The following is a 16,602-nucleotide window of genomic DNA, read 5'->3' as shown; positions in this document are numbered from 1 at the left end:
TGCGCGTCGGCCGCGAACGGGCGCGGATTACCGGGGGCCGCAGGTCAGCGGCCCGATGCGCGGCAGCGTGCCGTCGTCCGGGCGCCGGTACGCGAATTCGACGGCGCAGTCGCGGCCGCCGCCCGAGATTTCGAGATGATTGTTCGCGCCGAGGCCGTCGACGAAGGTCAGGCCGTCGTAGCCGACGATCGTGCGCTGGCCGCTTTCGACGTGGCGAACCTCGAGCCCGGGCGGCAGCGGGGTGCCGTCCGGCGCGCGCAGCGCGATCGACGCGGCGCTGTAGCGCGTCACCGCGAAGTGCGCGAGCACGCCGGAGCGCGCCTGCGGCACGACGTCGAGCGTCGTGTCGGCGATCCGCGCGTCGGCGGGCAGCGCGGTGCCGTCGATCGCGACGCGATTGCTCTGGTACGCATTCAGGTCGGGCACGAGCAGGTAGCCGGCCCGGTCCGTCTCGCCGATCAGCCGGTTCTGGTGGAGCACGGGGACGCGCCCGGTGTCGGTCGAGACGAGCGCGAAACCGTCGTCGACGCGGCGCGCGGTCATCAGCCGGCCGTCCATCAGCACGAACGCACCCGTGACGTCGACCGACGCGTTGCCGCGGCCGTCGAACGATTGCGCGAGCAGCGTGACCTGGCCGGCGCGGCCGAGATACTGCAACTGCCCCTGCGCGTAGCGGATACCCGCGTTGGCGCCCGCCTGCACGTTCCAGCCGACGCCGCCGCCGTAATCGGGCGGCTTCGTCGCGTTCAGCGTGTAGGTCGAGTCGCCGTTCTGCCGGCCGGCGTTCGCCGAGACGGACGTGTTGCCGCCGAGCCCGATGCTCAGGCTCACGAAGAAGCCGCGTGCGTCGTGCTGCCGGAAATCCTGGAAGCCGCTGAACGTGATCGAGCTCAGCCCGCCGAGATTGACGAGGTACGCGATCGAGCCGATCCGCGACGGGGCGACGCCCGGATACTTGAGGCCGAGATAGCTGAACGACAGCGTCTGCGCGCGCAGGAACGGGAACGAGACCGTGACGCGGTCGGTGGCGCGCGAGACCGGCACGCCTTCGCGGCTGCCGAGGTCGCCGTAGTCGCCGAAGGCGCGCAACGTCTGCGCATCGATCGAGAAGCGCGGCGTCACGTACTGGTAGCCGACGCCGGCCTGCACGCCCGCGCGGCCCGGCGCGCTGAGCGCCAGCGATGCGTTCGCCACGCCACGCTCGCCGAGGCGCGCGAGCGCGCCGGCGCCCGCGTTATAGACGCCGGCCGTCGCTTCCGCATGCGCCTCGACGGTCAGCCGCTCGCTGATGCCGTAGCGCAGCGAGCCGCTCGCCGCCGGCGTGCGCGCATAGTCGAACGAATCATTGCCATACGCGCGGCGCAGGAACCCGGCTTCCGCCGAATAGCTGGCGAGGCCGGGCGCGAGCAGGCGCGTGTCGACGTACAGCGGAATGGTCGTCGCGATCGAGCGGCCGAGCGCGTCGCGCGTGACGACCGTCGCGTTGCCCGCGCCGGTGATTCCGGGCACGCTGTTGATCACGAACGGCCCGCTCGGCACGTCGCCGCTGAACTGGCGCACGTTGTTCACGTACAGGTCGACGGAAGTCGGCACGACCGCGCTGCCGGACAGCGCCGGTACCGGAAACGTGACGAGGTCGGGGCGCAGGCCGAAGTTGCTGCGCCACTGCACGCCGCCGAGGCGCAGCGAGCGGGTCCATGACAACGACGACGAAATCGTGTCGCCGATCTGGGTCGTCGTGAGCGTGCCGGGATTCGAGTGGCTCCACGACGTGTCGTAGCGCACGTAGCGCCGGCGGTCGTCGTACAGGTACGCGATGCCGGTACTGCTGAACACGCCGGCCGGATCGAAATAGCGCGCCTCGCTCCAGACCGCGAGCGGGGCGTGGGCGACGGTCTGCGCGTAGGCGTCGTAGTTCAGCACGAAGCCGCGGCCGGAGGTGGCGGGCGGCGCGGCCGCGAGTGCGCGCGTATCGAACGTATGCGGGATGCGCAGCGCATCGGACACGCGCAGGTCGAGCGTCTGCCGACCCGCGTCGTAGTCGTAGCGCAGCCCCGCGAGCGTATCGAGTGCGACGAGCGTGTTCGACGGCGCGGTCGCCCGGTCGCCGGTCGCGATGCCCAGGTCGTTCAGGTCGGCGGACGCAGCGTACAGCCGGCCGTCGATTCGCTGGAAGCGCGCGATGCGGTGCGTCGGTTCACCGTTGAGCGACACGTCGAGAAACAGCGTGTCGGGGGCAGGCGCGGGTGCGGCTGCCCCCGGCATTGGCATCGGCACCGGCTGAGCACGGACGGCGCCGGCATGCGGTGCCAGCGCCGCCGCGAGTGCCAGCACCGCGGCGGCGGGCCGGGCGTATCGGGCGGGGCAGGCAGCCCGGAGGGCCGTGCTCGTTGTCGGAACGGGCAACGTCGTGCGATCCTCCGGCGTGGATCAGGGCGGTGCCAGCCGGGCTTCGACCGGCTGCGCATTGACGGTCGCCTGGATCCTGACGAACCCGGCCGCGCCCGCGTCCAGCTTGAGCGGCCAGCGTCGCGTGCTGCCCGCGAGCGCATAGCCGAGCAGGCCGCGCGTGACGTCGTGCACGGTGCCGCGCGCGTCGACGAGACGGACCGCGGAAATCTGCGCACGGCGTCCGCCGCGATTGTCGACCGCGAGCCGCGTGCTGGATCCGTCGCGCTCGACGCGCCAGTCGAGGCGTGGCATTTGCGGTGTGCCGGCGGACTCGACGAAGATGGGCACGGAATAGCGCAGCCGGATCGTGATGCCGTTCTCGGCCGGCGTGCCGGGCGCGGGCAGTTCGTCGATCAGCACGCGATAGCTTTCCTCGGCGGCCGGCGCGCCGCGTCCCGTGCGTACGAGCCGGATCAACTGCTCGGCGTTCGCGCCGATCTGCAGCAGCGGCGGCGAGGCGGCGAGCGCATCGGTTGGCATCATCACGTCATCGCCGTTTTCCTGCGTCCAGCGATAGGCGCGGACCTGGCCGTAGATCGGCTGCCCGCCCGGATTGCTGAGCGTCATGCTCGCCGCAGCCGCCGACGGCGGCAGCTCGATCGTCACGGGCGTGATCTGCAGTGTGGCGGCGCACGTGGCCGCGGACGCCGACGCGACGCACAGCGCGGCCAGGGCGCGCGGGATCGATGCCACGGCGCGTCAGAAGTACACGGTGGCGGTGACGGCGGCCTGGTAGGTGTCCGGCTTCGGCGTCGCTTGCGTCGGCACCTGGCCGTACACGTTCAGCACTTGCGCGGAGCCGGTGCCAGTGCCGCCGACCGTGTCGGTGCCTTGCGTGTTGCCCCAGACCGTCGTGTGGCCCGAGTCCTGGTAGAGCTGGTAGCCGACCGTCGTGCTGGTATTGCCGCTCGTCGTCCCGGCCATCAGCCGGCTGGAGACCGTCGAGCCGCTTACCGAGCCGGCATCGAGTCCGATGTTGTACGGCGTCGAGTTCGAGCAGGTGACGGAGACCGTGGTCTGCTGGTTGATCGCCGCCGTGAGCACGCCGGACGAGCCGAATGCAAGCGGATTCGCGGCGATCGCGCAGTTTGCCTGGATCGTGAGCGTGACGTTGAACTGGGCGGTGGCCGTGCCGTTCGAATAGACTGCGGCAACGGTGACGGGCTGCAGCGCGGGCGCGAATGCGAAGATGGCCGCGAGCGTGGCTGAAAGAATACGACGTCGGGAAGCGTTCATTATGATTATCTCCTGCCGTTCAATGGGGTCGCCCGGCCGCGGAGTGCCCGCCGCGTGGTCTGTTGCCGGTCGCCGTAACCGCTCTGTCGTTGGTGGAAGACTACTCCACGGATTCGCTCGCGCGCAATGGAGAAAACGCCGACTCGGAGCGCATTGTCAGGGGTTCGAGATCGATGGCCATCGGCGGTTTTGACATGGATCAAGTAACAGTGCGAATGATTGGTGCGCGGACGGATACCATGAGGGCGCTGCCCGGGCCGGAAGCCGGGTCGAACGGACGGGCATTTTCGGGGGAATGCATGGCGGATCACGGACTCCACACGGCGCGCCGCTGGTTGCGCGCGCTATCGTGCCTGTTGCTGGTCGTGCTGCTCGGCTTGCCGTGGATGTCGGCCCGCGCGGATTCGTGTTCGGTGACGCCGCCGGTGCCGAGCTTCGGCTCGGTCAGTCCGATTACGCAGCAGGCCTATACGACGAACAGCACGATGACCGTGAGTTGCACGTGGGACACACTGAGCCTGAACACAGGTGTGCTCGTTTGCGTGAACCTCGCCGGCACGAGCCCGCGCTACCTGACCAACGGGGCGAACCAGATGCAGTACGACCTGTATCAGGACTCGGGTTATTCGCAGCCCTGGGGCGCGGTCAGTGCCGGCACGACGCCGATATCCGTCTCGTTGACGAAACCGGGGCTCGGCACGTCCGCGAGTACGAACGTGACCATCTACGGCCGCATCGCGGCGAACCAGCCCACCGTGCCGACCGTGAACAATGCCAGCACGGTCTATACGCAGAGCTTCAGCGGCAACCAGGCCGCCTACAGCTACAGCTTTTCGCTGCTCGGCGTGCTGCCGACGCCGTGCGCATCGCAGGCAACGGCGGGCACGACGAGTTTTACCGCCACCGCCACCGTCATCAACAACTGCATCATCAGCGCGACCGGCGTTGCGTTTCCGGCGTCGGGCGTGCTGGCGTCGGCGCTGACCGCGAGCGGCTCGATCAGTGCGCGATGCACGAACGGCGATGCGTTCCAGATTGCGTTGAACGGCGGCGCCAGCGGCAGTGTCAGCGCACGCACGATGCAGCGCACGGGCGGCGGTTCGGTCGGCTATCAGCTCTATCAGGACAGCGCCTTTACACAACCGTGGGGCGACGGCACCGGCGGCACGACGATGGCGACCGGAACCGGGAGCGGGTTCGCGCAGGCGATCACGATATACGGCCGCGTACCCGCGCAGACGACACCGGCGCCCGGCAACTACAGCGACACCATTACTGCGACGATCAGCTTCTGAGGGGCATCAATCGCGCACGAGCACGACCAGCTTCAGGTCCTCGCGATGCGCGGGCTTCAGCGTGATCTGCTGATACACGAGGCGGCCGTCGGTCGGATGGTCGAATTCGCGCAGGCCGCCTTCGCGCTCGAAGACGTCCTGCGATGCCCAATACTGCGCGAAGGCATCGCTGCCGGCCATCAGTGCGTCGATCAGCGCGCGGGTCGGCGCATCGGCGAGGTGGCGGATCGAGTCGGCGCGGAATTCGGCCGCGAGTCGCCGCGCGCGGGTTTCCCAGTCCACGATCAGCGTGCGCGCGGCCGGTGCCATGAACGTGAAGCGCAGCAGGTTGCGGTCGTGTTCGCCGTCGAGCCAGCCCGTGAACAGCGCGGCGGCCGGTGCATTCCATGCGAGCGCGTTCCATTGCCGGTCGAGCACGTAGGCGGGCGTGGCGATCGCGGCGACGGTTGCCGCGAGCGTCGGCGGCAGGTCGCCGGCCGCGACGTCGGGCTCGGCCGGATCGCGCTGCGCTGCCAGTTCGAACAGGTAAGCGCGTTCGGCCTTCGACAACTGCAGTGCGACGGCGATCCGCGCGAGCGCATCGGCCGACGCCGACACCGGGCGGCCCTGCTCGATCCACGTGTACCAGGTGGGGCTGACGCCGCACAGCTGCGCGACTTCCTCGCGCCGCAGCCCCGGCGTGCGGCGGCGCGGGCCGGGCGGCAGGCCGACGGCCTGCGGCGACAGCCGTTCGCGGTGCGCGCGGATGAATTCGCCGAGTGCGCGGGCGGGCGTGGCGTCGAGGGGCGGGGTGGGGGCGGAGGACGGCAGGTTCATGCGGAAACGGCTGAAAAGGGGCGCCGAAGGCGCGACAAGGATCAGGCAGGTGTAACAAATACCAGAATAACTGCTTAACTTGTACTGGTACAAGCGCGGCCCTATTGTAGCGATTCGCGCGCTGACAGGCAGCGAGCGCCCCACCCAAAGAAGGAGCGAACGATGAAACACCACGACCAGGTCGCCGACGCATTCGGCACGACGGCCGCCGCCTACCTGACGAGCACGGTCCACGCGACGGGCGCCGATCTGCAGGCGCTGGCCGACGCCGTGCGCGCGACGCCCGACGCCGCGGTGCTCGATCTCGGTTGCGGTGCGGGCCACGCGAGCTTCGCGGTCGCGCCGCACGTGCGCGAGGTGGTCGCATACGATCTCGCGGCGCCGATGCTCGCGACCGTCGACGCCGCCGCGCGCGAGCGCGGGCTCGCGAACATCCGCACGCAGCAGGGGCCGGCCGAACGGCTGCCGTTCGAAGCCGGCACATTCGACTGGGTGGTCAGCCGGATGAGCGCGCACCACTGGCACGACGTGCGCGCGGCGCTCGCCGAGGTGCGTCGCGTGCTGAAGCCGGGCGGCCGCGTGCTGATGATCGACATCGCAGGCAACGACCATCCGCTGCTCGACACCTATCTGCAGGCCGCCGAAGTGCTGCGCGACGCGTCGCACGTGCGCGACTACCGCGCCGACGAATGGCTCGCGATGTTCCGCGACGCCGGGTTCGACGCGCACGTGCAGAGCCGCTGGCGCTTGCCGATCGATTTCGATACATGGGTCGAGCGGATCCGCACGCCGGCCGACAGCGTCGCGGGCATCCGCGCGCTGTGGGCGCATGCGCCCGACGAGGTGCGCGGCTACTACGCGGTGCGGACGGACGGCTCGTTCGAGCACGACGCGCTGCTGATCGACGCGCAATGAGCGTATGAGGCGACACGGCGGCCGGCGCCGTCGTGCCGCTCCATGAAAAAAAGCCGCGATACGCGTGGTTGCGTATCGCGGCTTTCGTTTTGCGGCTTTCGCTTCGCGATGCCGGCGCGGTGCCGGGCAGGCCCGCGCCGCGCACGGATCAGCCCGTATTGCGCAGGCCGGCCGCGATCCCGTTGATGGTCAGGTGAATCCCGCGGCGCAGCCGAGCGTTCGTGTCGCCCGCGCGGTGACGCTTGATCAGCTCGACCTGCAGGTGGTTCAGCGGATCGAGATACGGGAAGCGGTTCTTGATCGAGCGCGCGAGCAGCGGGTTGGTCGCGAGGCGGCCTGCGTGCCCGGTGATTTCCGCGAGCGCCTGCGACGTGCGCTCCCATTCCGCGACGATCCGCTCGAACACGTGCTTGCGCAGCTTGCGGTCGGCGACCAGCTGCGCATAGCGCGACGCGACCGCGAGATCGGTCTTCGCGAGCACCATGTCCATGTTCGACAGCAGATTCGCGAAGAACGGCCAGGTCTTGTTCATCTTCTTCAGCAGCGCGACGCGCTTCGTGCGTTCGGCCGCGTCCTGCGCGCCGTCGAGATACGCGCTCACCGCGCTGCCGAAGCCGTACCAGCCCGTCAGCAGCAGCCGGCACTGGCCCCACGAGAAGCCCCACGGAATCGCGCGCAAGTCTTCGATCCTGCGGTGCTTCGGATCCTGCAGCTTGCGCGAGGCCGGGCGACTGCCGATGTTCAGCTCGGCGATCTCGGTGATCGGCGTCGACGAGAAGAAGTAGTCGGTGAAGCCGGGCGTTTCGTAGACGAGCGCGCGATACGACGCCATCGCGGCGTCGGACAGCGTCTGCATCACGGCTTCGAACGCGGGCAGCTGGGCGGGCGCGTTCGATTGCGGCAGCAGCGACGCCTCGAGCGTCGCGGCAACCACCGTCTCGAGATTGCGCCGGCCGATTTCGGGGTTCGCGAACTTGCTCGCGATCACCTCGCCCTGTTCGGTCAGGCGGATCTGGCCGTTCACGGTGCCCGGCGGCTGCGACAGGATCGCCTGGTAAGTCGGGCCGCCTCCGCGGCCGACCGTGCCGCCGCGGCCGTGGAACAGCCGCAGCGTGATCTTGCGTTCGCGGAACAGGTCGACGAGCGCGAGCTCCGCGCGATACAGCTCCCAGTTCGACGTCAGGAAGCCGCCGTCCTTGTTGCTGTCCGAGTAGCCGAGCATCACTTCCTGCTCGGCACCCTGGTGCGCGATCAGCGCGTCGATGCCCGGCAGTGCGAAGTATTCGCGCATGATGCGCGCGGCGTCGCGCAGGTCGGGGATCGTCTCGAACAGCGGAATCACCATCAGGCCGTTGCGCGCGCTGTCGTGAGCGGCGCCGAACGCGCCTTCGAGCAGCCCGGTTTCCTTCTGCAGCAGCAGGACTTCGACGAGGTCGCTGACCGTCTCGGTGTGCGAAATGATGTAGTTGCGTACCGCGCGCGGGCCGAACTGCGCACGCACCTCGCGTGCCTTCTCGAACACGCCCAGCTCGCTCTGCGCGAGCGCCGAGTATTCGATGTACGGCGAGCGCAGCGGACGCGGATCGGCGAGCGCGGCAAGCAGCGCGATCAGCTTGTCGTCCTCGGAGAGCGACGCGTAGTCTGCGTGCACGCCGGCACGCGCGAACAGCTCGGCGACCACGGCTTCGTGGATGTCGGAGCTCTGGCGCAGGTCGATGCTCGCGAGATGGAAGCCGAACACCTCGGCCGCGCGCACGAGCGGTGCGAGGCGCGGCGCGGCGAGCGACGTGCCGTGATGTTCGTCGAGCGAGGCGGTCAGCACCTTGAGGTCGGCGACGAAGGCCTCGGAATCGGCATACGGCACCGCACGCACCGGCGGCGCGCCGCGGCCGGCGCTGCGCACGGGCACCGTGCCTTCGCCGAGTCGTACGCGCGCGCTTGCGGCTAGCCGCGTGTAGATGCCGATCAGCGCACGGCGATACGGTTCGTCGACACGGTGCGGCGACTGGTCCGGCGACGCGGCCGCGAGCGCTTTCACCGCGTCGTTCGCGCCGACCAGCAGGTTCGACACCGACAGCTCGGCGCCGAGCTTGTGCACCTGTTCCAGGTAGTGTTCGAGAATCACCGCGGCCTGGCGGTTGATCGCTTCTTCGAGCGTCGGGGCGGTCACGTTCGGGTTGCCGTCGCGGTCGCCGCCGATCCAGCTGCCCATTTGGAAGAACGCGGGCACGCGCGCGGACAGGCCGTGCTCGGCGAGCGCGGCCTCGATGTCGCCGTACAGCGCGGGCAGCTCGTCAAGGAACGTCGCGCGGTAGTACGACAGCGCGTTCTCGATCTCGTCGCCGACCGTCAGGCGCGCGTCGCGCAGCATGCGGGTCTGCCACAGCGCGGTCACGCGCGCGCGCAGCATCGATTCGTTGTACGAGCGTTCGCGGGCCGTCAGCGGCTGGTCGCGCTCGGCGAGCAGGCGCGCGATGTCGTGCTGCGCGTCGAGGATGCTCTTGCGCTGCACTTCGGTCGGGTGCGCGGTCAGCACCGGGACGATCAGTGCGTCGTCGAAGAAGCGCTGGAGCAGGCGCTTCGACGCGTTGCCGGTCGTCTTCAGCTGCTCGAGCGCGTACGCGACGGTGCCCGGCTGTGCCGCCGACCCGGCCAGCGCGTGGATGCGGCGGCGGCGGTTGTGATGGCGGTCTTCGGCGATGTTCGCCAGATGCGAGAAATAGCTGAACGCGCGCACGACGCTCACCGTCTGCTCCGGCGTCAGCTTGCGCAGCTTCTTCTCCAGCGTTTGCGCGGCCTCGCTGTCGTCCTCGCGGCGAAACTTCACCGCCGTCTGGCGAATGGTCTCGACGACGTCGAACACGGTGTCGCCTTCCTGTTCGCGCACCACGTCGCCGAGCAGGCGGCCGAGGTAGCGAATGTCCTCGAACAGCGGGCCGTCCTTGTCCTCGCGCGTGCGGGCGCCGGGCTTCGCCGCGCCGGCCTTGCCGTTAGCCGGGGCGGCGGTCTTGATCGCGCGTTTTGTCTGACGTATCGGGTCTTTCGGTTTCGTTGCCGTTTTCGCACGGCCGTTCGCGGCGGTGGCGATGGAGCCCGTCTGGGCGTCGGAGGAGGGCAAGGCAGCATTGCGGCGCGTCGTACGCGCCGATCCGGAAGACTTCACGATGGGTTTCCTTGGGAAAGCTCGAGTCAAAAGGGACTGCGGGGACTGCGGAAACTACGGGAACTGCGGTCAAGCAATCAGCTACGTGCGGCACATCCGCGCATCGGTGTCGCCGCCGGCGCCGAAGCGCGGCGGGCGCAGGCGCCGGGCCCGGGCGGGCCGGGGCGTGCGTGCTACCATTGTTCGATCTTCAATCCCGTCCTTCGATTGTTCCTGCAATGAATTCCGAGATCTCTTCGGCCGGGCCGCGGTCGGCACAAGCCCCCGTGACGCTGACGATTGCTTCGCGCGAGAGTCGCCTGGCGATGTGGCAAGCCGAACATGTGCGTGATGCGCTGCGCAAATTATATCCAGCTTGTGACGTGAAAATCCTCGGGATGACGACCCGTGGCGATCAGATTCTCGACCGCACGCTGTCGAAGGTCGGCGGCAAGGGCCTGTTCGTGAAGGAACTGGAGAATGCGCTCGCCGACGGCCGTGCCGACCTGGCCGTGCATTCGCTGAAGGACGTGCCGATGGCGCTGCCCGACGGCTTCACGCTCGCCGCGATCATGGAGCGCGAGGATCCGCGCGACGCGTTCGTGTCGAACGACTACGCGTCGCTCGACGCGCTGCCGGCCGGCGCGGTCGTCGGCACGTCGAGCCTGCGCCGCGAGGCGATGCTGCGCGCGCGTTATCCGCACCTGAACGTGCTGCCGCTGCGCGGCAACCTCGACACGCGCCTGTCGAAGCTCGATCGCGGCGACTACGCGGCGATCATTCTCGCGGCCGCGGGCCTGAAGCGCCTTGGCCTCGAAGCGCGAATCCGCGCGCTGATCGGCGTCGAGGACAGCCCGCCGGCCGCCGGCCAGGGCGCGCTCGGCATCGAAATCGCCGCGCATCGCACGGACGTCGCCGGATGGCTCGCGCCGCTGCACGACCCGCGGACCGCGCTCGCGGTCGAGGCCGAGCGGATGGTGTCGCGCGCGCTCGGCGGCAGCTGCGAGGTGCCGCTCGCCGCCCACGCGGTGTGGCGCGCGGGCGAGCTTTACCTGACGGGCCGCGTGTCGACGACCGACGGACAGCGCGTGCTGACCGCGGAGGAGTGCGGTGCCGTCATGACCGTCGCCGATGCGCTCGCGCTCGGCCGCGCGGTGTCCGACGAGCTCGAGGCGCAGGGCGCACGCGACATCGTCAACGCACTGCTCGCCGGCTCGCAGGCCGGCAAGGGCGACGCCTGATGGCGGGCGGCGCGCGCGCATTCACCGCCGTCCTGACACGCCCGGACGGTCAGTCGGCCGGACTTGCGGCCCAATTGGCCGAGGCCGGTTGCGACGTGCTCGAATTCCCGCTGATCGACATCGCGCCGGTCGACGATCCGGCGCCGCTCGACGCCGCGTTCGCGGCGCTTGAGCGTTACGCGCTCGTGATCTTCGTGTCGCCGAACGCGATCGACCGCGCGCTCGCGCTGTACGGCGCGATCTGGCCGAATGCGCTGCCGGTCGGCGTCGTCGGCCCCGGCAGCGTCGCGGCGCTCGAGCGCCACGGCATCGCGGCGCCCGCGCATCGCGTGATCGCGCCGCAGGCGCCCGCCGATGGCGGCGTCCCGCATTACGATTCGGAAAGCCTGTTCGCGAGCATCGAGGCCGCGTTCGGCGGCGCGCACGCGCTCGCCGGCCGGCACGTGCTGATCGTGCGCGGTGACGGCGGCCGCGAATGGCTCGCCGAGCGGCTGCGCGAAGCCGGGGCGGAGGTCACGCTGGTCGCGGCCTACCGGCGCGTCGTGCCCGAGCCGCGCATCGGCGCGTGGGAGCGCGTGCATGCGCTGCTCGCCGGCGCGCCGCACGCGTGGCTCGTCACGAGCTCGGAGGGCGTGCGCAACCTGCACGAACTCTCTCGCGCGCATCTGAACGACGCCGAGATCGAGGCGCTGAAGCATGCGCCGCTCGTGACGCCGCATCCGCGCATCGAGCAGACCGCGCGCGCACTGGGTTTTGATAGGATTACGCTGACCGGCGCGGGCGATGAGCGCATCGTCCGCGCGTTTCGAACGATGGCCGACGAGGCCGTCCAACCGGCGACAGCCGCACCGGTGACTAAACGCATGACAGATACCAACGATTCCAAAGGCGTCGCTTCCCAGCCGGCCGCTGCATCCGCACCGCCGTCCAGTCCTCCTTATCTCGCGTCCGAACCGCACGCGCGCCGCGGCGGCAGCGCGGCGCTGTGGTTCGTCGTCGTCGTGCTCGGCTGCGCGGCGGGTGTGGGCGGCTACGCGCTGAACCGCAAGGTCGACCGGCTCGACGAGTCGTTCGTCGCGCGCCAGAAGGCGCTCGATGCGCAGACGGCCGAAACCCGCACGAAGACCGAGCAGGCGCTCGCGAGCACGCATCAGGTCGACACGCAGCTTGCGCAGCTCGACGGCAAGCTTGCCGACGCGCAGAGCGCGCAGCAGGCGCTGCAGCAGCAATACCAGGACCTGTCGCGCAACCGCGACGCCTGGATGCTCGAGGAGGTCGACCAGATGCTGTCGAGCGCGAGCCAGCAACTGCAGCTGACGGGGAACACGCAACTCGCGCTGATCGCGCTGCAGAATGCCGATGCACGCCTCGCGACGTCGCAGAGCGCGCAGGCAGTCACGGTGCGCAAGGCGCTCGCGCAGGACATCGAGAAGCTGAAGGCCGCACCGTCGGCCGACCTCACGGGCCTCGCGATCAAGCTCGACGACGCGATCGCGAAGATCGACGCGCTGCCGCTGTCCGGCGAGGCGATTGTCCCGCATGCGGCACCGAAGGCCGTGCCGGCCGACGCTGCTTCGTCGGCCGCGGCCGTGGCCGGCGAGCCGCGCTGGAAGGTGTGGTGGCATGACTTCTCGGCCGGGCTCGGTCAGCAGTTGAAGGGCCTCGTGCAGGTGCGCCGGATCGACAACGCCGACGCGATGCTCGCATCGCCGGACCAGGGCTACTTCGTGCGCGAGAACGTGAAGCTGCGCCTGCTCACCGCGCGGCTGTCGCTGCTCGCGCGCAATGACGGCGCGATGAAGGCCGACCTGCATGCGGCGCAGGCGTCGCTCGGCAAGTATTTCGACCAGGCATCGAGGGACACGCAAACCGTCGAGGATCTGCTCAAGCAGGTCGACGGCGCATCGCTGACGGTCGCGGTGCCGAACCTGAACACGAGCCTGAACGCCGTTCAGCAGTTCAAGAGCCGGGGGTAACGATGACGCTTCGAGGAATCGTCTGGCTCGCGATCCTGTTCGCGATCGCCGCGGCACTCGCCACCGTCGGCCATTTCGACGCGGGGCAGGTGCTGCTCGTCTATCCGCCGTACCGGGTCGACGTGTCGCTGAACCTGTTCGTGATCTCCATCGTCGTGTTGTTCATCGTCGTGTACGCGCTGCTGCGCATCGTGCGCAACATCTGGCGCATGCCGCAGCGGGTCGCCGCGTATCGTGCGCGTTCGCGCAACGAGAAGGCACAGGCGTCGCTGCGCGACGCGATCGCGAACTTGTACGCAGGCCGTTTCTCGCGCGCTGAGAAGGCCGCGCGCGACGCGCTCGCGGTCGATGCGAACCAGGGCGCCGCGAGTCTCGTCGCGGCGACCGCCGCGCACCGGATGCACGAATACACGCGCCGCGACGACTGGCTGTCGAAGGTCGACGCACCGGAATGGCAGGACGCACGGCTGCTTGCCGCGGCCGACATGCGCGCGGATGCGCGCGACGCCGACGGCGCGCTCGCCGCGCTGGCCGACCTGCAGGCGGGCGGCAAGCGCATTCATGCACAGCAGGTCGCGCTGCGCGCTCAGCAGCAGCTGAAGAACTGGGCCGAGGTGCTGAAGCTCGCGAAGGCGCTCGAGAAGCGCGAGGCGCTGCATCCGGCCGCGGCCGTGCGGCTGCGCCAGCAGGCGGCGGAGAATCTGCTGCGCGAACGCCGGCACGACCCGGACGCGCTCCTCGAGGTGTGGCAGTCGCTGTCGCCGCTCGAGCGCCAGTCGCCGCGCCTGGCCGATCTCGCGGCCGACCTGCTGGTGACGCTCGAGCGCCGCACCGAAGCGCGCCGCATCGTCGAGGAAGCGCTCGCGCACAACTGGGATGCGCGCCTCCTGCGCCGCTATCCGGACACGGCCGGCGGCGACGCGTTGCCGCTGATCCAGAAGGCCGAAGGGTGGAAGAAGGATCACCCGGAGGATGCCGACCTACTGTTCGCGCTCGGCCGTCTCTGCCAGCAGCAGCAGCTGTGGGGCAAGGCGCAGTCGTTCCTCGAAGCCGCGCTGAAGCAGGCCGACAACGAGGCGCTGAAGGTGCGTGCGCACCGTGCGCTCGCCCGCCTGTTCGAGCATCTCGGCGAAACCGACAAGGCGGCCAAGCATTACCGCGAAAGCGCGCTCGCGATCACCGTGGTCTGACGCGGCGGCGCTTGCCCGCCGCGCGTAAAAAAGCCCCGAACGCCAATTGGCCTTCGGGGCTTTTTCATGCATTTCACTGCGGCAGGCACGTCGTCACGTGCGGCATCACCTGTCGACAAGCCGCTTCGGCACCGACAGCGCAAGCAGTCCGCCGAGCACGAGGAACCCGGCGAGCATGTACATGCCTGCATCGTTGGCGCCCGTCGCCTGCTTGAGCCAGCCCATCATGTACGGGCTCAGGAAGCCCGCGAGGTTGCCGATCGAATTGATCATCGCGATGCCCGCTGCAGCGGCCGCACCGCCGAGGAACGCGGTCGGCAGGCTCCAGAACAGCGGTAGCGTCGTCAGGATGCCCATCGTCGCGAGCGTGAGGCCGAGCATCGCGAGCGCCGTCTGGTGCGCCCAGATCACCGACAGCACGAGCCCGAGCGCGCCGAACGCGGCCGGAATCGCGAGGTGCCATCGTCGTTCGCGGCGCTTGTCCGCGCTGCGCGCGATCAGGATCATCGCGACCACCGCCGCCGCATACGGAACCGCCGACAGCAGGCCGATCATGAACGTGTCGGTCACGCCGGTTGCCTTGATGATCGTCGGCAGCCAGAAGCCGACGCCGTACAGCCCCATCACGAACGAGAAGTAGATGAGCGCCATCAGCCACACGCGCGGGCTCGCCATCACCGCGCCGAGCGGCAGGTCTTCCTTCGTTGCTTCTTCCGCGTCGACGTTGCGCGCGAGCAGCGCCTTTTCGTCGTCGGTGAGCCATTTGGCCTTCGCGATCCGGTCGTCGAGCGCGAAGAACACAAGCACGCCGGCCAGCACCGACGGGATCCCTTCGAGCAGGAACAGCCATTGCCAGCCGTGCCAGCCGCTCACGCCGTTGAACGCCTTCAGGATGAAGCCGGAGATCGGCCCGCCGATCACGCCGGACAAGGCGACTGCCGTCATGAAGAACGTCGTCATCCGGCCGCGCCGATGCGCGGGATACCAGTAGGTGAGGTACAGGATCACGCCGGGGAAGAAGCCGGCTTCGGCGACGCCGAGCAGGAAGCGCATCACGTAGAACATCGCGGGCGTCGTGACGAACATCGTCAGGATCGAGATCACGCCCCACGTCGCCATGATGCGCGCGATCCAGACGCGCGCGCCGACCTTGTGCAGGATGATGTTGCTCGGCACTTCGAACAGGAAGTAGCCGAAGAAGAAAATCCCGGCGCCCAACCCGTAGACCGTGTCGCTGAGATTCAGGTCGCTCGCCATCTGCAGCTTCGCGAAGCCGACGTTCACGCGGTCGAGATACGCGACCACGTAGCACAGCAGCAGGAGCGGCGTGAGCCGCCAGGACACCTTGCGGTAGGTTGCTTCCTCGAATGCGCCGGACGAGCCCGGCAGCGACTGCGTCGATGTTGCCATGTTGTCTCCAGTTCTTGTCGTTGTCCGGACCTGGCGCGTCGGCGCCCGATCCGGTGTCGTGCGAAGCAATGATGATGCTTGGATACGGCGCCGGCGGGCGATGCCGATGCGCGCAATTCACGGCGGCGCGGCTAGATGCAGCGCCCGCCGTCGACTTCGAGGCAGACGCCGGTGATGAACTCGGCTTCGTCGGATGCAAGGTACAGCGCCGCGTTCGCGATGTCCTGCGGCGTCGAAAAGCGGCCGAGCGGAATCGTCGCCAGGAACCGGCGGCGATTCTCCGGCGTGTCCTCGCAGCCCATGAACTCGGTCATCAGGCCCGTCTCGCCGAGCACCGGGTTGATGCAGTTCACGCGGATCCGGTCGGCGCCGAGCTCGGCCGCGAGCGACTTGCTCGCGGTGATCATCGCGCCCTTCGTGCTGTTGTACCAGACGAGGCCCGGGCGCGGCCGCACGCCGGCCGTCGACGCGACGTTCACGAACACGCCGCCGCCCTGGGTGCGGAAATATGGCACGAAGGTCTGCACGCTCCAGAACAGGCTCTTCATGTTGACGGCATACACGCGGTCGAACTCGGCTTCCGTCACGTCGAGCACCGGCTTGTTGCGGTGCGTGGTGCCGGCGTTGTTCACGACGATCTGCACCGAATGGAAATCGTCGAGCGCGGCTTGCAGCAGCGCGCGCCAGTCGGTGTCCTTCGACACGTCGCCCGCGACCGCGATCGCCTTGCCGCCCGCCAGCGCGATCTCGCTCGCGACGCGCTCGGCCGCCGCGCCGTTCAGGTCGTTGACGACGACGTTCGCGCCTTCTCGCGCATAGGTCTTCGCAATGCCCTCGCCGAAGCCCGAACCGCCGCCTGTGACGATGGCCGTCTTGCCGCTCAGCCGCATGATGTGTCTCCTATGTTGGAAGCGTGCGTGGTGTTTCGGT

At 69.1% G+C, this 16,602-nt stretch carries 12 protein-coding genes; 5 read left to right on the top strand and 7 right to left on the bottom strand.

All coding sequences use genetic code 11. From position 1 onward, the window contains the following. Positions 1 to 27: 27 nt before the first annotated feature. The 3 genes from HWX25_RS07635 to HWX25_RS07625 all read right to left on the bottom strand — a co-directional run bounded on the left by HWX25_RS07635 (position 28) and on the right by HWX25_RS07625 (position 3,687). Positions 28 to 2,271, bottom strand: coding sequence for a fimbria/pilus outer membrane usher protein (locus HWX25_RS07635; RefSeq protein WP_244135274.1), 2,244 nt, complete (start codon positions 2,269 to 2,271; stop codon positions 28 to 30). A gap of 159 nt (positions 2,272 to 2,430) precedes the next feature. Beyond that, positions 2,431 to 3,144: a fimbria/pilus periplasmic chaperone gene (locus tag HWX25_RS07630; RefSeq protein ID WP_175907969.1), complete on the bottom strand. Its 714-nt coding sequence runs from the start codon at positions 3,142 to 3,144 to the stop codon at positions 2,431 to 2,433. Positions 3,145 to 3,150: 6 nt separating this feature from the next. Then, a complete protein-coding gene (locus tag HWX25_RS07625) occupies positions 3,151 to 3,687 on the bottom strand; it encodes a spore coat U domain-containing protein (protein ID WP_059527537.1) in 537 nt (178 codons plus the stop codon). A 299-nt stretch (positions 3,688 to 3,986) separates the two neighbouring features. On the opposite strand from HWX25_RS07625, the gene HWX25_RS07620 reads away from it, so the two are divergent. After that, positions 3,987 to 4,982: a spore coat U domain-containing protein gene (locus tag HWX25_RS07620; protein WP_244135273.1), complete on the top strand. Its 996-nt coding sequence runs from the start codon at positions 3,987 to 3,989 to the stop codon at positions 4,980 to 4,982. A 6-nt stretch (positions 4,983 to 4,988) separates the two neighbouring features. Here the strand turns inward: HWX25_RS07620 and HWX25_RS07615 are convergent, their stop codons facing one another. Beyond that, on the bottom strand, positions 4,989 to 5,798 hold the full coding sequence (locus tag HWX25_RS07615) for a helix-turn-helix transcriptional regulator (protein WP_175907967.1): 810 nt from the start codon (positions 5,796 to 5,798) through the stop codon (positions 4,989 to 4,991). Positions 5,799 to 5,960: 162 nt separating this feature from the next. Here HWX25_RS07615 and HWX25_RS07610 point away from each other — a divergent pair, with 162 nt between their 5' ends. After that, positions 5,961 to 6,713: a class I SAM-dependent methyltransferase gene (locus HWX25_RS07610; RefSeq protein WP_059527529.1), complete on the top strand. Its 753-nt coding sequence runs from the start codon at positions 5,961 to 5,963 to the stop codon at positions 6,711 to 6,713. Positions 6,714 to 6,861: 148 nt separating this feature from the next. On the opposite strand, the gene ppc is transcribed toward HWX25_RS07610, so the two are convergent. Next, positions 6,862 to 9,876 carry a phosphoenolpyruvate carboxylase gene (gene ppc, locus HWX25_RS07605; RefSeq protein WP_059701929.1) on the bottom strand — a complete coding sequence of 1,005 codons (3,015 nt, stop codon included), beginning with the start codon at positions 9,874 to 9,876 and terminating at the stop codon, positions 6,862 to 6,864. A gap of 218 nt (positions 9,877 to 10,094) precedes the next feature. Here ppc and hemC point away from each other — a divergent pair, with 218 nt between their 5' ends. The 3 genes from hemC to HWX25_RS07590 are packed head-to-tail and all read left to right on the top strand — an operon-like array spanning position 10,095 to position 14,262. Beyond that, positions 10,095 to 11,096, top strand: coding sequence for a hydroxymethylbilane synthase (hemC, locus tag HWX25_RS07600; protein ID WP_059820265.1), 1,002 nt, complete (start codon positions 10,095 to 10,097; stop codon positions 11,094 to 11,096). After that, positions 11,096 to 13,072: a fused uroporphyrinogen-III synthase HemD/membrane protein HemX gene (hemDX, locus tag HWX25_RS07595; RefSeq protein WP_175907966.1), complete on the top strand. Its 1,977-nt coding sequence runs from the start codon at positions 11,096 to 11,098 to the stop codon at positions 13,070 to 13,072. The genes hemC and hemDX overlap by 1 nt, the downstream gene beginning before the upstream one ends. A 2-nt stretch (positions 13,073 to 13,074) precedes the next feature. Continuing rightward, a complete protein-coding gene (locus HWX25_RS07590; RefSeq protein WP_059527516.1) occupies positions 13,075 to 14,262 on the top strand; it encodes a heme biosynthesis protein HemY in 1,188 nt (395 codons plus the stop codon). 105 nt (positions 14,263 to 14,367) lie between these two features. Here the strand turns inward: HWX25_RS07590 and HWX25_RS07585 are convergent, their stop codons facing one another. Both HWX25_RS07585 and HWX25_RS07580 read right to left on the bottom strand, forming a co-directional pair. Next, entirely contained in the window at positions 14,368 to 15,672 is a 1,305-nt protein-coding gene (locus tag HWX25_RS07585) for an MFS transporter (protein WP_059820267.1), read from the bottom strand. A gap of 131 nt (positions 15,673 to 15,803) precedes the next feature. After that, the gene (locus HWX25_RS07580) at positions 15,804 to 16,562 is read right to left on the bottom strand and encodes an SDR family oxidoreductase (RefSeq protein ID WP_059527501.1); all 759 of its coding nucleotides are present in this window, start codon (positions 16,560 to 16,562) and stop codon (positions 15,804 to 15,806) included. Positions 16,563 to 16,602: the final 40 nt, after the last annotated feature.

The organism is Burkholderia sp. BCC1640, from assembly GCF_902833125.1.
In the GTDB taxonomy this organism is placed as follows: Bacteria; Pseudomonadota; Gammaproteobacteria; order Burkholderiales; family Burkholderiaceae; genus Burkholderia; species Burkholderia diffusa.
The sequence above is the reverse complement of the archived record's forward strand: the minus strand, read 5'-3'. Positions and strand labels throughout refer to the sequence as shown.